Raw genomic sequence first — 16754 nt, forward strand, 5'->3', positions numbered from 1 at the left:
CAATATTTTTTTCTCAGCCTGTGACCCTCCCGCAAGGCGGGATGCTCTGAACCAGCTGAGCTAAGCTCCCAATATTTGGTATTTTTTATTGGTCATTCCCCGTTGGAAATGCGATGCAAAAGTATGCGAAAGTTTGAAATCTGCAAAATATTTTGGGAAAAAATTAAAGAAAAAATTTTTAAAATCTTTAATTCTATTGATAATCAGCAATCAAAAACTATACAACCTCAGCAACTACAAAAGTGCTACCACCCACAAAAATTAAATCGTTGGGATTGGAGGCTTCCTTTGCTGCCGCTAATGCCAAAGCAACTGTTGAATATGAGTGACCGTATAGTTGGTGTTCTTCCGCCCTCTTTTTTAATTCTTCGTGATTTAATGCCCTTGGTATTGCAGCTTGGGTAAAGTAATAGGTTGCATTTTTAGGCAGTAGTGCCAACATACCATCAATGTTCTTATCGGCAACTACGCCAATTACCATGTGCAAATTATTGTGAGGAATGTGCCTGAGTTGCTCCACAACGTATTTAATACCATCCACATTGTGTCCTGTATCGCAATAGATAAGTGGATTCTCCGATAATTTTTGCCAGCGTCCCATAAGCCCGGTAAGCGTTTGAACATTCCCTAAACCTTCCATTAGCGCTTCGTTGGAGAGTAAAAACCCTTTACCGCCTAGTATTTCTATTGATTTTAGAACTCCGGGAATATTGTAACGCTGGTAGTTGCCTAACAGGTCAATCTCAATTTTAATATCTTTACCCTTTTCAGCTAGTTTTAATACCTGTAACCCTGTAGTATCTATATACTGTTCGTAAACCTGAATTTCTTGATCAGCAAAATAGATAGGTGCGTTCATTTCCTTTGCCTTTGCTATAAAGACGTTTTCAACCTCAGGTTGATACTGACTTACAACAACAGGAGTATCTGGTTTAATAATTCCTGCTTTCTCTGATGCAATTTTCGGTAATGTATCGCCAAGCAAGTCGGTGTGATCAAACCCAATATTTGTAATCACACTTAGAATGGGGTTAATAATATTTGTTGAATCGAGCCTACCTCCTAAACCCACCTCAATAACTGCAACATCAAGGTTCATTCGGGAGAAGTAATCAAATGCCAGCGCAACTGTCATTTCAAAAAATGACGGCATAATTTGATCAAAAAAATCTTTATGCTGTGAAATGAACTTAGCAACCTCATCTTCGGGAATCATTTCACCATTTACTCTTATTCGTTCTCTGAAATCCCTTAGGTGTGGGGAAGTGTATAACCCAACTCTGTATCCAGCATTTTGAAGAACGGCAGCCAGCATGTGCGATGTGCTTCCCTTTCCATTTGTCCCTGCAATATGTATTGTTTTAAAAGTTCGATGTGGATGCCCAAAATACTCATCAAGTATAAGGGTATTCCCTAGGTCAGCTTTGTATGCTGCTTTCCCAACCCTTTGAAACATTGGCAGATGTGAGTAGATGTAATCAAGCGCCTCGTTGTAAATCATTTTACTTGGTTTTGGGTGCAAGTTTAGTGATTTTCTAGCTCAAAACTTATTAGCTGTCGGTTAACAAATATTTAGGGTGAAAATGATTGTTTTGATTGAGCTTTTCTTATATTTAGATGAATTTTTAAATCGCAAAACTATGGCAAAGAGTAAAGTGAATAAGATTTTCGTGATTGATACTAATGTCATTCTTCACGACTTTCAGTGTTTGTATAAATTTCAGGACAATGATATTGTTATTCCCATAGTAGTACTTGAGGAACTAGACAAGTTTAAGAAAGGGAACGAACTTATTAATTACCATGCCCGGGAGTTTGTTAGGGAGTTAGATAAGATTGCCGGCGATAAGCTTTTTAACGGAGGCTTGCCTTTAGGGAAAAATCTAGGAAAACTCAGAATTGAAACTGGTAAGCCAATGCCCCCTGAAATGAAAGAGTCATTTGCCGAGTTCACTCCTGATAATAGGATTTTAGCCATAACCATTCATTTGGTTAAGCAGAATCCTGATCGTCCGGTTATACTTGTTACTAAGGATATTAACCTTAGAATGAAAGCCAAATCGCTGGGCATTGTTGCACAGGATTACCTTAACGATAAGGTTGAAGATATTGATAGTTTGAAGAAAGAGATTGAGCTTATTGAAAAGGTTGATGATGCATTAATCCAAAAGCTTTACAATTCCGAGGAGAAACTTTTAGCAAAGGATTTAAAGTTAAAGCCTTACGCTAATCAGTACTATATTTTAAAAGGGAACAAATCGAGTGCACTTGCTCATTACGACAAGGCAACCGATACCCTTGATCGTGTTGAAAAGGTTAGAGCTTATGGTATTGATCCCAGAAATGCGGAGCAAACGTTTGCCCTAGATGCACTCTTGAGGCCCGAGATTCAGCTAGTTGCGCTTACCGGAAAAGCAGGGACAGGCAAAACTCTGCTTGCTCTAGCGGCAGCATTACAGCAGGAAGAGCAGTTCGATCAAATTCTACTTGCCAGACCAATTGTTGCGCTTTCCAATAAAGATATTGGCTTTTTACCGGGTGATGTTGATGAAAAAATTGGACCATACATGCAGCCCCTATTCGATAACCTAGGTGTTATAAAAAATAGGTTTAAACCAACAAGCAAAGATTACATGCATATTGAAGAGATGCAACGTACCGATAAACTTGTAATTACACCATTGGCATATATTAGGGGACGAAGCCTTTCAAATGTTTTCTTCATTGTTGACGAGGCACAAAACCTCACTCCACACGAGATTAAGACAATTATTACCCGGGCAGGTGAGGGTACTAAGTTTGTGTTTACAGGCGATATCCATCAAATTGACCACCCTTACCTCGATATGAAATCGAATGGGTTAACCTATTTAAGCGATAGAATGCATGGCCAGGAGATATTTGCCCACATTAATCTTGTAAAGGGCGAGCGTAGCTACTTGGCCGAATTGGCTAGCAATTTGCTTTAACTTAAACCAGTTTATAAATGGCAAAAACGTTGCTCATACTCCGTCATGCCAAATCCTCTTGGGCCGAGGCCGATAAAGCAGATAAGGATAGGGCATTAAAAGCCAAAGGTATAAGCGACATTGTTAACACCGCGAGGGCTATTGCACCCAAGGTGCAAGGGTTAGATCTGATTATTACTAGTTCTGCTAACCGTGCGGTGCATACAGCAATACTTTTTGCCGAAACCATTGGTTTTCCGCATGATAAAATCCGGATAGAGCCAATGGTTTACCAGGCCGATGAAAGAGAGTTGGTGGAGATGATTAAATCATTACCCGATGAATACAAAAGTGTAATGGTGGTAGGGCATAATCCAACACTTACCTATTTGGTAAACACTTTTGTAGCCAATCGCATTCATGAACTACCAACATCGGGACTTGTTGGGGTTAAGTTTGACATTAACAGTTGGATAGAACTCTCTGCCGAAAAGGTATATTCTGTTTTTCAGAGCTTTGATTGGTAGTTTAACAATTTCTTAACATCAGTGTTTAACCTGTAAACGGTTAATCAATTAATATTGCCCGAAATACTAGATTTGAATGGCACCAAAAAAAATACCTCTTGTTAACCGTGAGCTAAGCTGGTTGGCATTTAATGGCAGAGTGTTGCAGGAAGCCGCAAATCCATCAGTCCCGTTAATTGAACGTATTCGTTTCCTTGGAATTTTTTCGAACAACCTCGATGAGTTTTTCCGGGTGAGGGTTGCCACCCTACGCCGTTTATTGGTAGTTGAAAAGGGGGCAAAAAAGATTATGGGCGATAATCCCCGTAAAATTCTCGAAAAGATCCAACGGATAGTTATTGACTATCAGAAAAAGTTCGACAACACATTTCAGGAAATTATTGATGAGCTAAGAAAGGAGAATATCTATCTCATTAACGAAACACAGCTGTCAGCTGGGCAAATTGATTACCTTAACAGCTATTTCGACGATCACATCTCGGAATTTTTGGCACCGGTAATTTTAAAGCGGAACAATAAATTCCCTGAACTGGTCGATCAATCCATTTACCTAGCGGTTAAGCTTACTAACAGTCAAAAACCCAATACAAAGGAGTTTGCACTCATCGAAATCCCTTCGAGGTTTGTAAAACGTTTTATTCAGTTACCGAACGAAGGCGATAAAAGTTTTATTATCCTCCTCGACGATGTAATCAGGCTTTGCCTATCCAAGGTATTCAAGATACTTCCTTTCGATACTTTTGAGGCATACACTGTAAAGATTACGCGCGACGCAGAGCTCGATGTGGATAATGATATTTCTGAGAGCCTTTTGGAGAAGATATCAAAGGGAGTTAAGAATAGGAAACGTGGCGAACCGGTAAGGCTTGTTTACGATGAAAAAATTCCTACTGACTTACTAAAGTTCATTGTGAAAGGGCTTAATTTGGACGAGGATGATTATGTTATTCCGGGAGGGCGGTATCACAACTTCAAGGATTTTATCCGATTTCCCAGCTTGGGACGAAATCACCTTATAAATTTACCGCTTGAGCCCGTTAGTGTCAAGGAATTAGATGAGGCTACTCGCATAATGGATATTATGTCCGATCACGATTTCATGCTTCATTATCCTTTCCATAGCTTCCAGTATTACATTCGCTTGTTACGTGAGGCTGCTCTTGATCCTGCTGTTAAATCAATTCATATTACCCTTTACAGGGTTGCCACTGAATCGCGTGTTGTGCATGCATTAATCAATGCTGCTCAAAACGGTAAAAAAGTTACAGCCATAGTTGAGTTACGTGCCCGTTTCGATGAGAATGCAAACATTTACTGGTCAAAACAAATGCAGGAAGCCGGTATTAACGTAATTTTCGGGGTGCCCGGTTTAAAGGTGCATAGTAAAATGACACTTATTACCCGTCAGGAAAAAAACAAGGAACGTAGGTGTGTAGTGGTGAGCACCGGTAATTTTCATGAGGGGAACGCAAACATCTATACAGATGTTAACCTTTTTACTGCCGATTCAAGAATAACCTCTGAAATACTTAAGGTTTTTACTTTTCTTGAAACAAATTACAAGACATTTTCATACAAGCATTTGCTAGTTGCTCCATTCAACATGCGCAGGCGCTTATACTCATTAATTGATACTGAAATTGAGAATGCTGCAAAAGGACTCCCTGCCTACCTTATTGGAAAAATTAATAACCTGGTTGACGAGGAGATGATAAAGAAACTATACCAGGCGAGCAGGGCAGGTGTAAAGATTAAACTTGTGGTAAGGGGAACATGTGCTCTTGTGCCAGGCCTAAAGGGCATTAGCGAGAATATTGAGGTATATGGAATTGTTGATAGGTTTTTGGAGCACTCTCGCATTTTCATATTTGCTAATGGGGGTAATGAAGTATGCTATATTTCATCGGCCGACTGGATGACCCGAAACCTTGACTACCGCATTGAAGTGGCAACTCCTATTTACAGTAAACCCCTAATTGAGGAGATGAAAACGGTGGTTAACTATGCGCTTCGCGACAATGTGAAAGCGCGTTTGGTTAACCATGGTGGTTGCAATGAGTTTAAGCCCTGTAAAGAGGGTGAACCCGAGTTTCGTTCACAACTGGAACTTTATAGCTTTTATCAAAATATTGAAAGGCACAAGAACAGAGAGGTAAAATGAAGATACTAAAGTTTGCCGCAATTGACATAGGTTCAAACGCAGCCCGGTTGCTACTTACAAACGTGGTGGAGGATGGAGAAACTGTAGTTTTTAGCAAGTCCTCGCTGGTGCGAGTTCCTATCAGGTTAGGCGAGGATGCTTTTTCTATTGGTCACATCAGTGAACACAGAGCTCAGAAACTGCTCAAAACCATGATTGCATTCAAAAACCTGATGGAAGCGCAGGATGTAGTTGCTTATAGGGCATGTGCCACATCGGCAATGCGTTCGAGCAGCAATGCGCTTGAACTTGTTAGTATGGTTAAGCAGCATGCAAACATTAACATAGAGATTATTGATGGATCACGCGAAGCCGAAATAATTTACGCTAATGGTATTGCAGAGATGCTTGACCATGATAGACCTTATATATATGTTGATGTGGGTGGTGGTAGCACTGAAATTACTGTTTTTGAAAAAGGTGAAATCAAGGCATCAAGCTCTTTTAATATTGGAACTATTCGCATTCTTAAGGGAATGATTGGAAAACCCCATTTTGATCAGATGCGCGATTGGCTTAAGAGTGTAGTGAAAAAGAAAGACCAACCTAAAATTATTGGGTCAGGTGGAAATGTCAATAAGCTTTACAAGCTTGCACGTAAACCAATAGGAGAGCCGTTATACCAAAAGGAAGTGAAAAATTTATTCAAATTCTTGGACAGTTACTCTGTTGAGGATAGGATTAAGTTTCTTAGCTTAAACCCTGACCGTGCAGATGTTATTATACCGGCAACCAAAATATTTCTTAAGGTGATGAAATGGACTGGTGCAAAGGAGGTGATAGTTCCTACAATTGGTATTTCCGACGGTATTATTCGTACGCTTTACGCTGATTATAAGCAGAGTCTTGCGTTGCAACAATAGCACCATCTGTTACAATCTAATATTCATTTGGTGTAAACCTTAATGGTTTTCATTTGTTACCTTTGCAAAAATTTTTTACAATGAACCAGGGGAGAAAGCGTGTTGCATTCTACACGCTGGGGTGCAAGTTGAATTTTTCAGAATCATCTACCATTGCCCGTCAGTTTGCCGATATGGGCTACGAGCGTGTTTCGCCCGATTCGGAGGCCGACGTTTATGTAATTAATACCTGTTCAGTAACCGAGCATGCCGATAAGAAATGCCGTCAGGCAATCCGGAAGTTCACAGCCAAATCGCCCAACGCTATGGTTGCAGTGGTGGGTTGCTATGCTCAGCTCAAGCCCGATGAAATTGCACAAATTGATGGGGTTGACTTCGTGCTTGGTGCAGCTGATAAGTTTAATCTTCCTCATCTGATTGGGAATGATGCTAAAAAGAAAAATGTAAAAGTTTATAGTTGCGATATAGATACGGTAAGTGATTTTTTCCCTGCATACTCAACTGGCGATAGAACACGATCGTTCCTCAAGGTTCAGGATGGTTGCGATTACCATTGCAGCTACTGCACAATACCACTTGCGCGTGGTAAAAGCCGCAATATGCCCATTAGTCAAATAGTGGAGCAGGCCAAAGCTATAGCCCGTCAGAATGTTAAAGAGATTATTCTTACAGGTGTCAATACAGGCGATTTTGGCAAGTCCACTGGCGAAACATTTCTGGAGCTCATCCAACAGCTCGATAGGGTAGAAGGAATTGAGCGCTTCCGAATTTCGTCCATTGAGCCAAATCTTATTACCCCTGAAATTGTCGATTTTGTGGCACAATCGGCTAAGTTCCTTCCCCACTTCCATATACCGCTTCAATCGGGTTCAAATAGGATACTTGCGCTTATGCGCAGGCGTTACCGCCGTGAACTCTTTGCCGAACGCATTGAGCTAATCCGAAGCCGAATGCCCGACACCTTTTTTGGTGTAGATGTAATTGTTGGCTTTCCAGGCGAAACCGACGACGATTTTAGCGATGCATTCCGTTTTATTGAGCAGGTGAAACCATCATTCTTACATATTTTCCCTTATTCAGAGCGTCCAAATACCCCTGCCACCGAACTTGAAGGCAAGGTAAGCCCTAAGGTGGTTAAGCAAAGGGTAACACTTTTAGCCGAGCTATCCGATAGGTTACATAAGGAATTTTTCCTGAAACATATTGGTCAAATCCGTCCTGTCCTTGTGGAATCGTCACGTAAAGGCGATTATATGTTCGGTTTTACCGATAACTATATTAAAGTAGGTGTTCCTTTCGATAAAGGGCAAGCAGGCAAAGTTGTAAAAGTGCGGTTAGAAAAGTTTACCCCCGATGGGTTTGTTGAAGGTTTAGTGATTTAGTGTTGCCAATCCTATTGGGAATAAAAGCAAAAAGCCGGAGTATCTCCGGCTCAAATTTTTAACGAAACAAGTATTGGTTTAAAGATCGAAATTGCCGGAGTATGAATCAACATACGATGGGGCAACAGTTAGTCCCCTGGCCGATGCCCAGCTTTTCATTTGCGTGCAAGCGTAGCTGCAGTCAGGCTCAAGGTAAATGTAACCCTTATAATCAAAGCCATACATCTGGTAGTAGGTAAATACTCCGTTCTTCATGGTAGCATCGCCGTCGTAGGAGTATGTAGTGGTGCTTGAAGCCACAGCAACAACTCTACCAGTCGCCTTAAGGGCGGTTTTCATTGCACCTATTTGGCATGCATCAAAGCAGAACATCATCTTGGTGCTCTTGGCTGTTGAGAATTTTGTTTTAAACCATGAGCTGCTTATGTAGTAAAGATCAGTGGTAACAATATTACCGTTACTGCCGTGACCTGAGTAGCAAAAAGCAATTTCAGTACCTGCAGCGGCCTTGCTAACCAAACTGTTAATTGCCGATTGAATATTGGCTGAGGTTGCATTGCGATTCAGAAGAATGGTAACGGAGTATCCTTCCTTTACAAGCCTGTTTTTCCAGTCGGTTGCGTCATCGTCGCAGTATTGAAGGTCATACTGAGTTCCGGAGTAATCGGAAATACCAATAACCAAGGCATACTTTGCACCTTTAGGGGTGTTTTCATCAACTTTAACAAGATCAGCATCCTTCTCTGTTAGGGTGAACTGCTCAATAATGTCCTGTGGACGTGTGTCGAGCGTAGCAAAATCGGGGCGAACTGTCCATTGACTTTCGTTGGGTTTCTGAACCAATTCGTCATCTTCCTTTGAACAGCTTACAGCAATTGCTGAAGCAAAAATTGCCAAAACGGCAAATCTTAAAATTTTGTTTCTCATAGGTTTTGGTTTAGTTGGTTTGTTATTTTTTAATGGCAATGGCAAGTTAATCCTTGTTTTACCCGAAATCAATTAAAGTCGACAAAAGGCTGATATTGAAGCACATAAAGCAAATAACAACCAACCAACAACCTATTCTAATGTTTTTTAGTGGAATAACCAGAAAATTACTCAAGTGCAAATTTTACTTCTGTAGGAAAGCCCTAATTGGCGCTTAGTAAAATATGCCTTTACTGTTGTTGTAATAAAATCTTAGTTCTTGTACCGGCTGTTCACTCCATTCAGCCCTACTAATCGCCAATACCTTGCCCCTTGCGATTTGTAGTAAACAAGAATATTGTAAGCGTTTTCAGTTTCAAAAAAATTCGCCTCAATGCGGTTAAAGTCAGGTGTAGCCAAACCTTGGGAAACAAATACATACTTGTAGTTATAAAAGCCTTGTTTTAAAAGTAATCGGGTTTCGTAGCAGTTGCATTCCGGATTATATTTCAATTTGAAATTTGGGTTAAGCTCCCAACCGCTTAGCTCGCCAAATATATAGATATCGCCATCGAACTGAACGTCGTTGCTGAGGGTGAAATATACCCATGTGTAATCGGCTTCCTCTTGGCTTTCTGTAACATCATCGCATTTAACAATGAATTTACCGTTAATATCAGCGCTTTCGCTATAACGGTATGTTTTTACTCTTTTATCGGGCGTAAGTATGGTATGGTAAACACCATCGTATTGTTTTATGCCTTGTATTTCGGCAACCTGATAATGAAACGATTTTAGGTTTAGTTGCCTGAACTCATTTCCCCCTTCAAATATGGGTGATGTTGGGGTGTGGTAAATCAACATATGGCCATCGCTGAAATGTGGAGTATTAAAAGTCAGCTGGTTGTAGGGTTGGTTGTTTTGGTATAAAAGAACAACAACATCGTTATTAGGGTCAACCTTTCCAAGTAGAGCAGTACTAACCGTTAGTTCCATTTGCTGGTGGGTGCTTTGAATACTTGGTTCAATGGGTTGACGAATAAGGGCATCAGCTTTTACCAGTGGCTCATATACCCTAAACTGTTGTTGAAGAACAATTTCGCTCCTATTGCTTTGCCTTACAACTTGCACGATGTAATTACCTGAAAGCTTAAGCTTAAGGTTACTATTTGGTATTGTAAGGGTATAGTGCCTATATTGCACCAACGTTCCGGAAGAATACCGATAATCGTGAATGGGGTTAAAGTCAAAACCATCGGCATACTCCATGAACACCATATTTGTAGGGTTCCAGCTATAGTCGCAATGAATTACGGTGTATTCGTATTGCTCCGTTTCATCTGATAAATCGTCGAATTCCAAAGTTATAGTTTCGTCGGTATTCAACTCAATTATTGGTTGAGTTAGCTCAAAACCGGTTTTGTAGGCTTTAACCGATTTTATGTTTGTTTTCCAGTGGTTCGATAATTTTTCAGGTTTTCCAAAAACATTTCCAGCCACTTCTCTGTTATTTGAGTAACAAAGCAGAGGGGTTAATATGGATATGATAAAAATAGATATATTAATATCTATATATCTGCTAAATTTGATATACATCAATTAATATTTTTGTTAACGTGTTACCAAAGATACTACATTTGTGGCTGAGTTTTTTTAAGCAGGAGTTCAAAATTCCTTAAATTTGTTTTAGCAAAACACTAAAATAATGTCTAAACCAATTAAAATCAAACGTGGATTGAATATCCCGTTAAAGGGTTCAGCTGAGAAGGTGCTGGTTCGCCTCGATAAGGCTGAAACTTACGGGGTTAAGCCAACCGACTTTCCCGGGCTTGTGCCCAAGCTCAATGTTGCGGTTGGCGATAAGGTCAGGGCGGGTTCGCCATTGTTTCACGACAAGTATAGGCCTAACATTGTATTTTCATCGCCTGTTAGCGGTGAAGTGGTTGATGTTAGGCGTGGAGAACGCAGGGTAATACTGGAGGTAGTTGTAAAGGCCGATAGAGGCGAGGTGGCTTATGAGGACTTTGGTCCTGCATCGCCCGAAACGCTTACCCGCGATGAGGTTATTGCAAGGCTGCTCAAGGCAGGAGCTTGGCCTTACATTAGGCAAAGGCCTTTTGGCATTATTGCCAATCCTGCTGATTCCCCAAAATCGATTTTCATTTCTGGCTTTGATACCTCACCGCTGGCTCCCGATTTAGATTTTGCAGTTCAGGGTGAGGAGGAGAGTTTTCAGGCAGGCGTGGATGCGATTCGTAAGCTAACCACCGGAAAGGTCCACTTGGGGTTAAACTCCGATTTTCCACCCGCAAAAGCTTTTGCCAATGCAAAAGGAGTGGAGTTTCACTATTTTACTGGGCCTCATCCTACTGGTAATGTTGGTGTTCAAATTCACCATATCGACCCAATAAATAAAGGAGAGGTAGTATGGGTAGTAAATCCTCTGGATGTTATTATTATTGGACGCCTTTTCCTTAAAGGTATCTACGATGCAACCAAGGTAATTGCCTTAGCTGGCTCCGAGGTTGTGAAACCCCGATACTATAAGTTGATTTCCGGAGCAAGCATTGAGAGTATTATTAAGGATAATATTAGTACACAGGCTCAAGTTCGTATCATAAGCGGAAATGTGCTTACCGGTACACGTGTCGATAAATTGGGGTATTTAAGTTTTTATGATAACATGGTAACCGTTATTCCCGAAGGGAATAAGTATGAGTTTTTCGGATGGATTGCTCCGGGAGTCAATAAGCATAGCGCTTCACGTACTTTTCTATCGAAACTAATCCCAGGTAAGAGGTTTACCCTCGATACCAATATGCATGGTGGTCATAGGGCAATGGTGGTTACCGGCCAGTATGAGAAGGTTATGCCAATGGACATATACCCAATGCATCTGGTTAAAGCCATTCTGGCTAATGATATAGATAGGATGGAGCAACTAGGAATTTACGAAGTTGTTGAGGAAGATATGGCGCTTTGCGAGTATGTGTGCCCTTCAAAAACAGAGGTGCAGGCTATTCTACGCAAGGGCATTGAAACCATGATTAAAGAGTTAAGCTAACAATAATATCATTGTAATGAAAGCGTTACGAAATTACCTGGATAAGATTAAGCCGCACTTTCAGAAAGGTGGGAGGTTTGAGATGTTTCACTCAACCTTTGATGCGTTTGAAACTTTTCTGTTTGTGCCCAATACAGTTACTACCAAGGGAAGCCATATACGCGATTCGCTGGACTTGAAGCGCACTATGTCCATTGTGATTATCGCATTAATGCCTGCCATGCTTTTTGGAATGTGGAATGTTGGTTACCAGCATGCTCTTTCCATTGGTGCAAGCTGGAGTTTTTTTGAGACATTCTGGTATGGTTTTCTTAAAGTTTTACCATTAATTGTGGTAAGTTATGGTGTGGGACTTTCCATTGAGTTTGCATTCGCCCAGTCCAGAGGCCATGAGGTTAATGAGGGATTTCTAGTTAGCGGCTTGCTAATCCCGCTAATCATGCCTGTTGACGTTCCTCTCTGGATGCTTGCTATTGCGGTTGCCTTTGCAGTAATAATTGGAAAGGAGGTTTTCGGGGGAACAGGTTACAACGTATTCAACCCGGCTTTACTGGCAAGGGCTTTCCTTTTCTTTGCCTACCCTTCACACATGTCGGGCGATAAGGTTTGGATTGCCGGGCTGACTCATGGACAAGGAGTAGTGGATGGTTTTTCAGGAGCCACCCCTCTTGCCAAAGCAGCAGCATACCAAATTGACCAGTTGCCTTCAGTATACGATATGTTCATGGGCTTTATTCCTGGCTCAGTAGGTGAAACATCTACTTTAGCAATTCTTATTGGTGCTGTCATACTTATAGTAACAGGAATTGGCAGTTGGAAAATCATGGTTTCGGTATTTGGAGGTGGCTTTGCAGCAGGTTTACTTTTTAATGCCTTTGCGGTTAACCCCTACATGGAGATTCCAGCATGGCAGCACCTAATTATGGGAGGCTTTGCATTTGGTGCTGTTTTTATGGCTACCGACCCCGTGAGCGCATCGCAAACCGAGAAGGGTAAGTGGATATACGGATTTTTGGTAGGTTTTCTGGCCCTGCTTGTCAGAGTGCTTAACCCCGCTTACCCGGAAGGTATGATGCTTGCCATCCTGCTTATGAATGCATTCGCTCCACTAATTGATTACTACGTGGTTGAAGCCAACATTCGCCGAAGAATGAAACGCGCCAAAAAGGTTGCTAACGTCTAAACTTTGAAAAGCTATGAGTTTACTGGATAAGATAAAAAGCATGGACCGAAACAGCAATACCTATACAATTATGTATTCTTCGGTAATGGTTATTGTTGTAGCCATGCTGCTGGCTATTGCCTCAACGGCTTTAAAACCGGCACAAACCAAGAATATTGAAACGGAAAAGAAAATCGATATACTTCGCTCAATAGGCAAGGCTGATGGGGTTGAACAAGCCGCCAACAAGCATGCATTTGTTTCTGAAAACTTCAATAAGTATATCCCTGAGCAGGCTGTTGTTAACTCAAAAGGCGACACCATAACCGGTGTGGTTGCATTTAATGTAGATTTGAAGCTTGAAATGTCCAAGCCCATTGAGCAGCGAAACCTTCCGGTTTACAAGGCTAAACTCGATGATGGTAGCATAAAGTATATTATTCCCCTTCGTGGACGTGGCCTTTGGGGACCTATTTGGGGCTATATCGCTTTAAACGATGATTTGAATACCATTTACGGTGCCACTTTTGCTCATCAGGGAGAAACGCCAGGATTAGGCGCTGAAATCTCCACTCCCGAGTTTCAGGAGCAATTCAAGGGAAAATCAATTTTTCAGGGCGACAGCATTTTAACCTTTACTTCCGTAAAGGTGGTAAAAGGTGGTGCCGCACCCAACGATCCCCATGGGGTTGATGCCATTTCGGGTGGTACCATTACCAGCAAAGGGCTCGAAAGTATGCTTTTCGATTGCCTAGCTGCCTACCAAAGCTATTTTCAAAAAGTAAAAAACAGTATTAGCCATGAGTGAAGTTAAGGAAAGGGAGCCATGGTTCTCCCCAAAGAACATTAAGCTGCTTACCGAGCCAATTGACTCTAAAAACCCAGTGACTGTTTTAGTATTGGGTATTTGTTCAGCCTTGGCTGTTACCGTTAAGCTCAAACCTGCCATTGTAATGGCTATTTCCGTAATTGTTGTAACCGCTTTCTCAAACCTGATAATTTCATTAATCCGGAATTCAATTCCTAACCGTATCCGTATTATTGTGCAGCTGGTTGTTATTGCCTCGCTGGTAATTCTGGTCGATCAAATACTGAAAGCTTATGTTTACGATGTAAGCAAACAGTTATCGGTTTTTGTAGGGTTAATTATAACAAACTGCATAATCATGGGACGCCTAGAGGCTTTTGCGCTGGGTAATAAGCCCTGGCCATCGTTTCTCGATGGTATTGGTAACGGATTAGGTTATGGTTTAATCCTGGTTATTGTAGCTTTTTTCCGTGAGCTACTTGGCTCAGGAACCATTTTTAACTATAGGGTTATACCCATTGATTGGTATATCAAAAACGGAGGTTTTTATGAGAATAACGGTATGATGATTCTACCTCCGATGGCGCTGATTACTGTTGGTATCATAATTTGGATACAACGTAGCAGGAACCGAAAACTTATTGAGGATTAACCACAAAAAATTGACCTAAGGTATGGAACATCTAATCAACATATTTGTCAAGTCCATATTTGTCGATAATATGGTTTTTGCTTACTTTCTAGGTATGTGCTCGTATCTGGCCGTATCAAAAACAGTAAAGACATCAATGGGGCTTGGCATTGCAGTAATATTCGTGATGGCTATTACTGTTCCCGTAAACTATTTAATGAACAAGTACTTACTACTACCGGGTGCGTTAAGCTGGCTTGATCCCAGTTTTGCAAATTTAGATCTAAGCTTCCTCTCGTTTATTATGTTCATTGCTGTTATAGCATCCATGGTGCAACTGGTTGAGATGGTGGTAGAGAAGTTTTCGCCATCGTTGTACAACTCCCTTGGAATATTTTTACCCCTTATTGCAGTAAACTGTGCAATACTGGGAGGCTCATTATTCATGCAGGAACGTGAATACGAAACCCTTGCCGAGGCTACTGTTTTTGGAGTTGGCTCAGGGGTAGGCTGGGCTCTAGCTATTGTAAGCATTGCTGCAATCCGCGAAAAACTCAAGTATTCCGATATCCCTAAACCATTACGGGGGTTAGGTATTGCATTCATTCTTACAGGTTTAATGGGCATTGCGTTCATGACTTTTATGGGCATCAAGTTGTAAAAACTGTAAAAACTATTTAACCATGATATTACTTTCAGGGAACGGAACCATTATAATTTCAGCAATTGCAGTATTCCTGCTAATTATTTTGTTGCTGGTAGCGGTTCTGCTATACGCTAAGGCAAAACTTACCCCCCAGGGTAGGGTGAAGTTGATAATTAATGAGGAGAAGACTCTTGAAGTAGATCCCGGGGGAACAATTCTTTCAACCCTATCAAATAACGGAGTTTTTCTTCCATCGGCATGTGGTGGAGGCGGAACTTGTGGCATGTGTAAGTGCAGGGTTTTGGAAGGTGGTGGAAGCATTTTACCAACCGAGGTGGGATTTTTTACCCGTAAGCAGCAGAACGACCACTGGCGACTGGGTTGTCAGGTAAAAATTAGAGAGGACATAAAGATTGAGGTGCCCGAAGAGGTTTTAGGTATTAAGAAGTGGGAGTGCGAAGTGGTATCGAACCACAATGTGGCAACTTTTATTAAGGAGTTTGTGGTCAAGCTACCCGAGGGTGAAAAGTTACATTTCCGTTCTGGTGGCTATATACAGATTGATGTGCCTAAGGTTGAGGTAGATTTTGCTAAGGATATCGATGTTGAACCTGAATACCGCGACGAGTGGGATAGGTACAAGATGTGGGATTTGAAGATGAAGAATACCGAGGAAACATTCCGCGCATACTCCATGGCAAACCACCCAGCGGAGGACAATATAATCATGCTTAACGTTCGTATTGCTACTCCGCCCTGGGATAGGGAGAAAAATGCTTTTATGAACGTAAACCCCGGGGTTTGTTCAAGTTTCATTTTTTCGCGTAAACCCGGCGATAAGGTCATGATTTCAGGACCATATGGCGAGTTCTTCATAAAGGACACCCAGAATGAGATGATGTTTATTGGTGGTGGCGCTGGAATGGCTCCCATGCGCTCGCATATATTTGATCAATTCCTAACCAAACGTACTACCCGGAAGGCTACTTTCTGGTATGGAGCCCGTTCAAAACGAGAAATTTTCTACGAGGAGCACTTCCGTAAAATTGAGCAGGAATTCCCTAACTTCAAATTCACCATTGCCCTTTCAGAACCCAAACCAGAGGATAACTGGACAGGCCATGTAGGATTTATCCATCAGGTTATTTACGATAATTACCTTTCAAAACACGATGCTCCTGAGGACATTGAGTACTACCTCTGTGGTCCGCCAGCCATGAACGATGCCGTTCAAAAAATGTTGTTCGATTTAGGTGTACCCGAGGAGATGATTGCATTTGACGATTTTGGTGGATAAAACATTGTTTAACTAAACTTAATATTCCTTTAACCCGCATTAGCTAATGCGGGTTTTATCTTTGCGGTGTCATTTGAAACAGAAAAGAGTTAGTTTTCTCATAGGCTTTTGGTTTTTGAGTTAGGTTTAGGTTTGGTTTTAGGTTAAAGGTAACAAAATGGGGCTGTAAAGCCCCTTTTGTTTTTATATTGATATTTCAATGTTGTTTAGTTAAGGTTATTTGTCATGTTTCGCGCAAGCGAAACATCACACTGTTGTGATTTATAGGGATAGACTTCGCCGAAGCATCTCATTGCTCTTTTCTCTTCAATCCTTTGAAT

Annotated in this window: 14 protein-coding genes; 11 read left to right on the top strand and 3 right to left on the bottom strand. The window is 41.2% G+C overall.

The features are described 5' to 3' along the window. Nucleotides 1-217: 217 nt before the first annotated feature. Entirely contained in the window at nucleotides 218-1501 is a 1284-nt protein-coding gene (locus AB6811_RS06305; RefSeq protein WP_369489596.1) for a bifunctional folylpolyglutamate synthase/dihydrofolate synthase, read from the bottom strand. Nucleotides 1502-1640: 139 nt separating this feature from the next. Between AB6811_RS06305 and AB6811_RS06310 the strand changes: the two genes are divergently transcribed. From AB6811_RS06310 to mtaB, 5 genes are all read left to right on the top strand, one after another. Beyond that, complete coding sequence (locus AB6811_RS06310) at nucleotides 1641-2969, top strand: PhoH family protein (RefSeq protein ID WP_369489597.1); 1329 nt, start codon at nucleotides 1641-1643, stop codon at nucleotides 2967-2969. Between the two features lie 17 nt (nucleotides 2970-2986). Continuing rightward, nucleotides 2987-3475 (top strand): SixA phosphatase family protein, encoded by a 489-nt coding sequence (locus AB6811_RS06315; RefSeq protein WP_369489598.1) that lies wholly within the window; start codon nucleotides 2987-2989, stop codon nucleotides 3473-3475. Between the two features lie 76 nt (nucleotides 3476-3551). Beyond that, on the top strand, nucleotides 3552-5636 hold the full coding sequence (locus AB6811_RS06320; protein ID WP_369489599.1) for an RNA degradosome polyphosphate kinase: 2085 nt from the start codon (nucleotides 3552-3554) through the stop codon (nucleotides 5634-5636). Further along, complete coding sequence (locus AB6811_RS06325) at nucleotides 5633-6538, top strand: Ppx/GppA phosphatase family protein (protein WP_369489600.1); 906 nt, start codon at nucleotides 5633-5635, stop codon at nucleotides 6536-6538. The genes AB6811_RS06320 and AB6811_RS06325 overlap by 4 nt, the downstream gene beginning before the upstream one ends. An 80-nt stretch (nucleotides 6539-6618) precedes the next feature. Further along, nucleotides 6619-7920 (top strand): tRNA (N(6)-L-threonylcarbamoyladenosine(37)-C(2))-methylthiotransferase MtaB, encoded by a 1302-nt coding sequence (gene mtaB / locus AB6811_RS06330; protein ID WP_369489601.1) that lies wholly within the window; start codon nucleotides 6619-6621, stop codon nucleotides 7918-7920. A gap of 78 nt (nucleotides 7921-7998) precedes the next feature. Here mtaB and AB6811_RS06335 read toward each other — a convergent pair whose 3' ends face one another. Then, nucleotides 7999-8847, bottom strand: a complete 849-nt coding sequence (locus AB6811_RS06335) for a caspase family protein (RefSeq protein ID WP_369489602.1) — start codon at nucleotides 8845-8847, stop codon at nucleotides 7999-8001. Nucleotides 8848-9099: 252 nt separating this feature from the next. Next, the gene (locus tag AB6811_RS06340) at nucleotides 9100-10422 is read right to left on the bottom strand and encodes a type IX secretion system plug protein (protein ID WP_369489603.1); all 1323 of its coding nucleotides are present in this window, start codon (nucleotides 10420-10422) and stop codon (nucleotides 9100-9102) included. A 109-nt stretch (nucleotides 10423-10531) separates the two neighbouring features. On the opposite strand from AB6811_RS06340, the gene AB6811_RS06345 reads away from it, so the two are divergent. Genes AB6811_RS06345 through nqrF form a run of 6 tightly spaced genes read left to right on the top strand, consistent with a single transcriptional unit; the run spans nucleotide 10532 to nucleotide 16434 of the window. Next, on the top strand, nucleotides 10532-11890 hold the full coding sequence (locus AB6811_RS06345; RefSeq protein ID WP_369489605.1) for a Na(+)-translocating NADH-quinone reductase subunit A: 1359 nt from the start codon (nucleotides 10532-10534) through the stop codon (nucleotides 11888-11890). Between the two features lie 16 nt (nucleotides 11891-11906). Then, nucleotides 11907-13073 carry an NADH:ubiquinone reductase (Na(+)-transporting) subunit B gene (locus AB6811_RS06350; RefSeq protein WP_369489606.1) on the top strand — a complete coding sequence of 389 codons (1167 nt, stop codon included), beginning with the start codon at nucleotides 11907-11909 and terminating at the stop codon, nucleotides 13071-13073. A gap of 13 nt (nucleotides 13074-13086) precedes the next feature. Continuing rightward, the gene (nqrC, locus tag AB6811_RS06355) at nucleotides 13087-13860 is read left to right on the top strand and encodes an NADH:ubiquinone reductase (Na(+)-transporting) subunit C (RefSeq protein ID WP_369489607.1); all 774 of its coding nucleotides are present in this window, start codon (nucleotides 13087-13089) and stop codon (nucleotides 13858-13860) included. Continuing rightward, nucleotides 13853-14512: an NADH:ubiquinone reductase (Na(+)-transporting) subunit D gene (locus AB6811_RS06360; RefSeq protein WP_369489608.1), complete on the top strand. Its 660-nt coding sequence runs from the start codon at nucleotides 13853-13855 to the stop codon at nucleotides 14510-14512. The genes nqrC and AB6811_RS06360 overlap by 8 nt, the downstream gene beginning before the upstream one ends. A 22-nt stretch (nucleotides 14513-14534) precedes the next feature. Next, complete coding sequence (nqrE, locus tag AB6811_RS06365; RefSeq protein ID WP_369489609.1) at nucleotides 14535-15152, top strand: NADH:ubiquinone reductase (Na(+)-transporting) subunit E; 618 nt, start codon at nucleotides 14535-14537, stop codon at nucleotides 15150-15152. A 22-nt stretch (nucleotides 15153-15174) separates the two neighbouring features. Next, nucleotides 15175-16434, top strand: coding sequence for an NADH:ubiquinone reductase (Na(+)-transporting) subunit F (gene nqrF / locus AB6811_RS06370; protein ID WP_369489610.1), 1260 nt, complete (start codon nucleotides 15175-15177; stop codon nucleotides 16432-16434). Nucleotides 16435-16754 lie beyond the last annotated feature (320 nt).

Source organism: Tenuifilum sp. 4138str (assembly GCF_041102575.1).
In the GTDB taxonomy this organism is placed as follows: Bacteria; Bacteroidota; Bacteroidia; order Bacteroidales; family Tenuifilaceae; genus Tenuifilum; species Tenuifilum osseticum.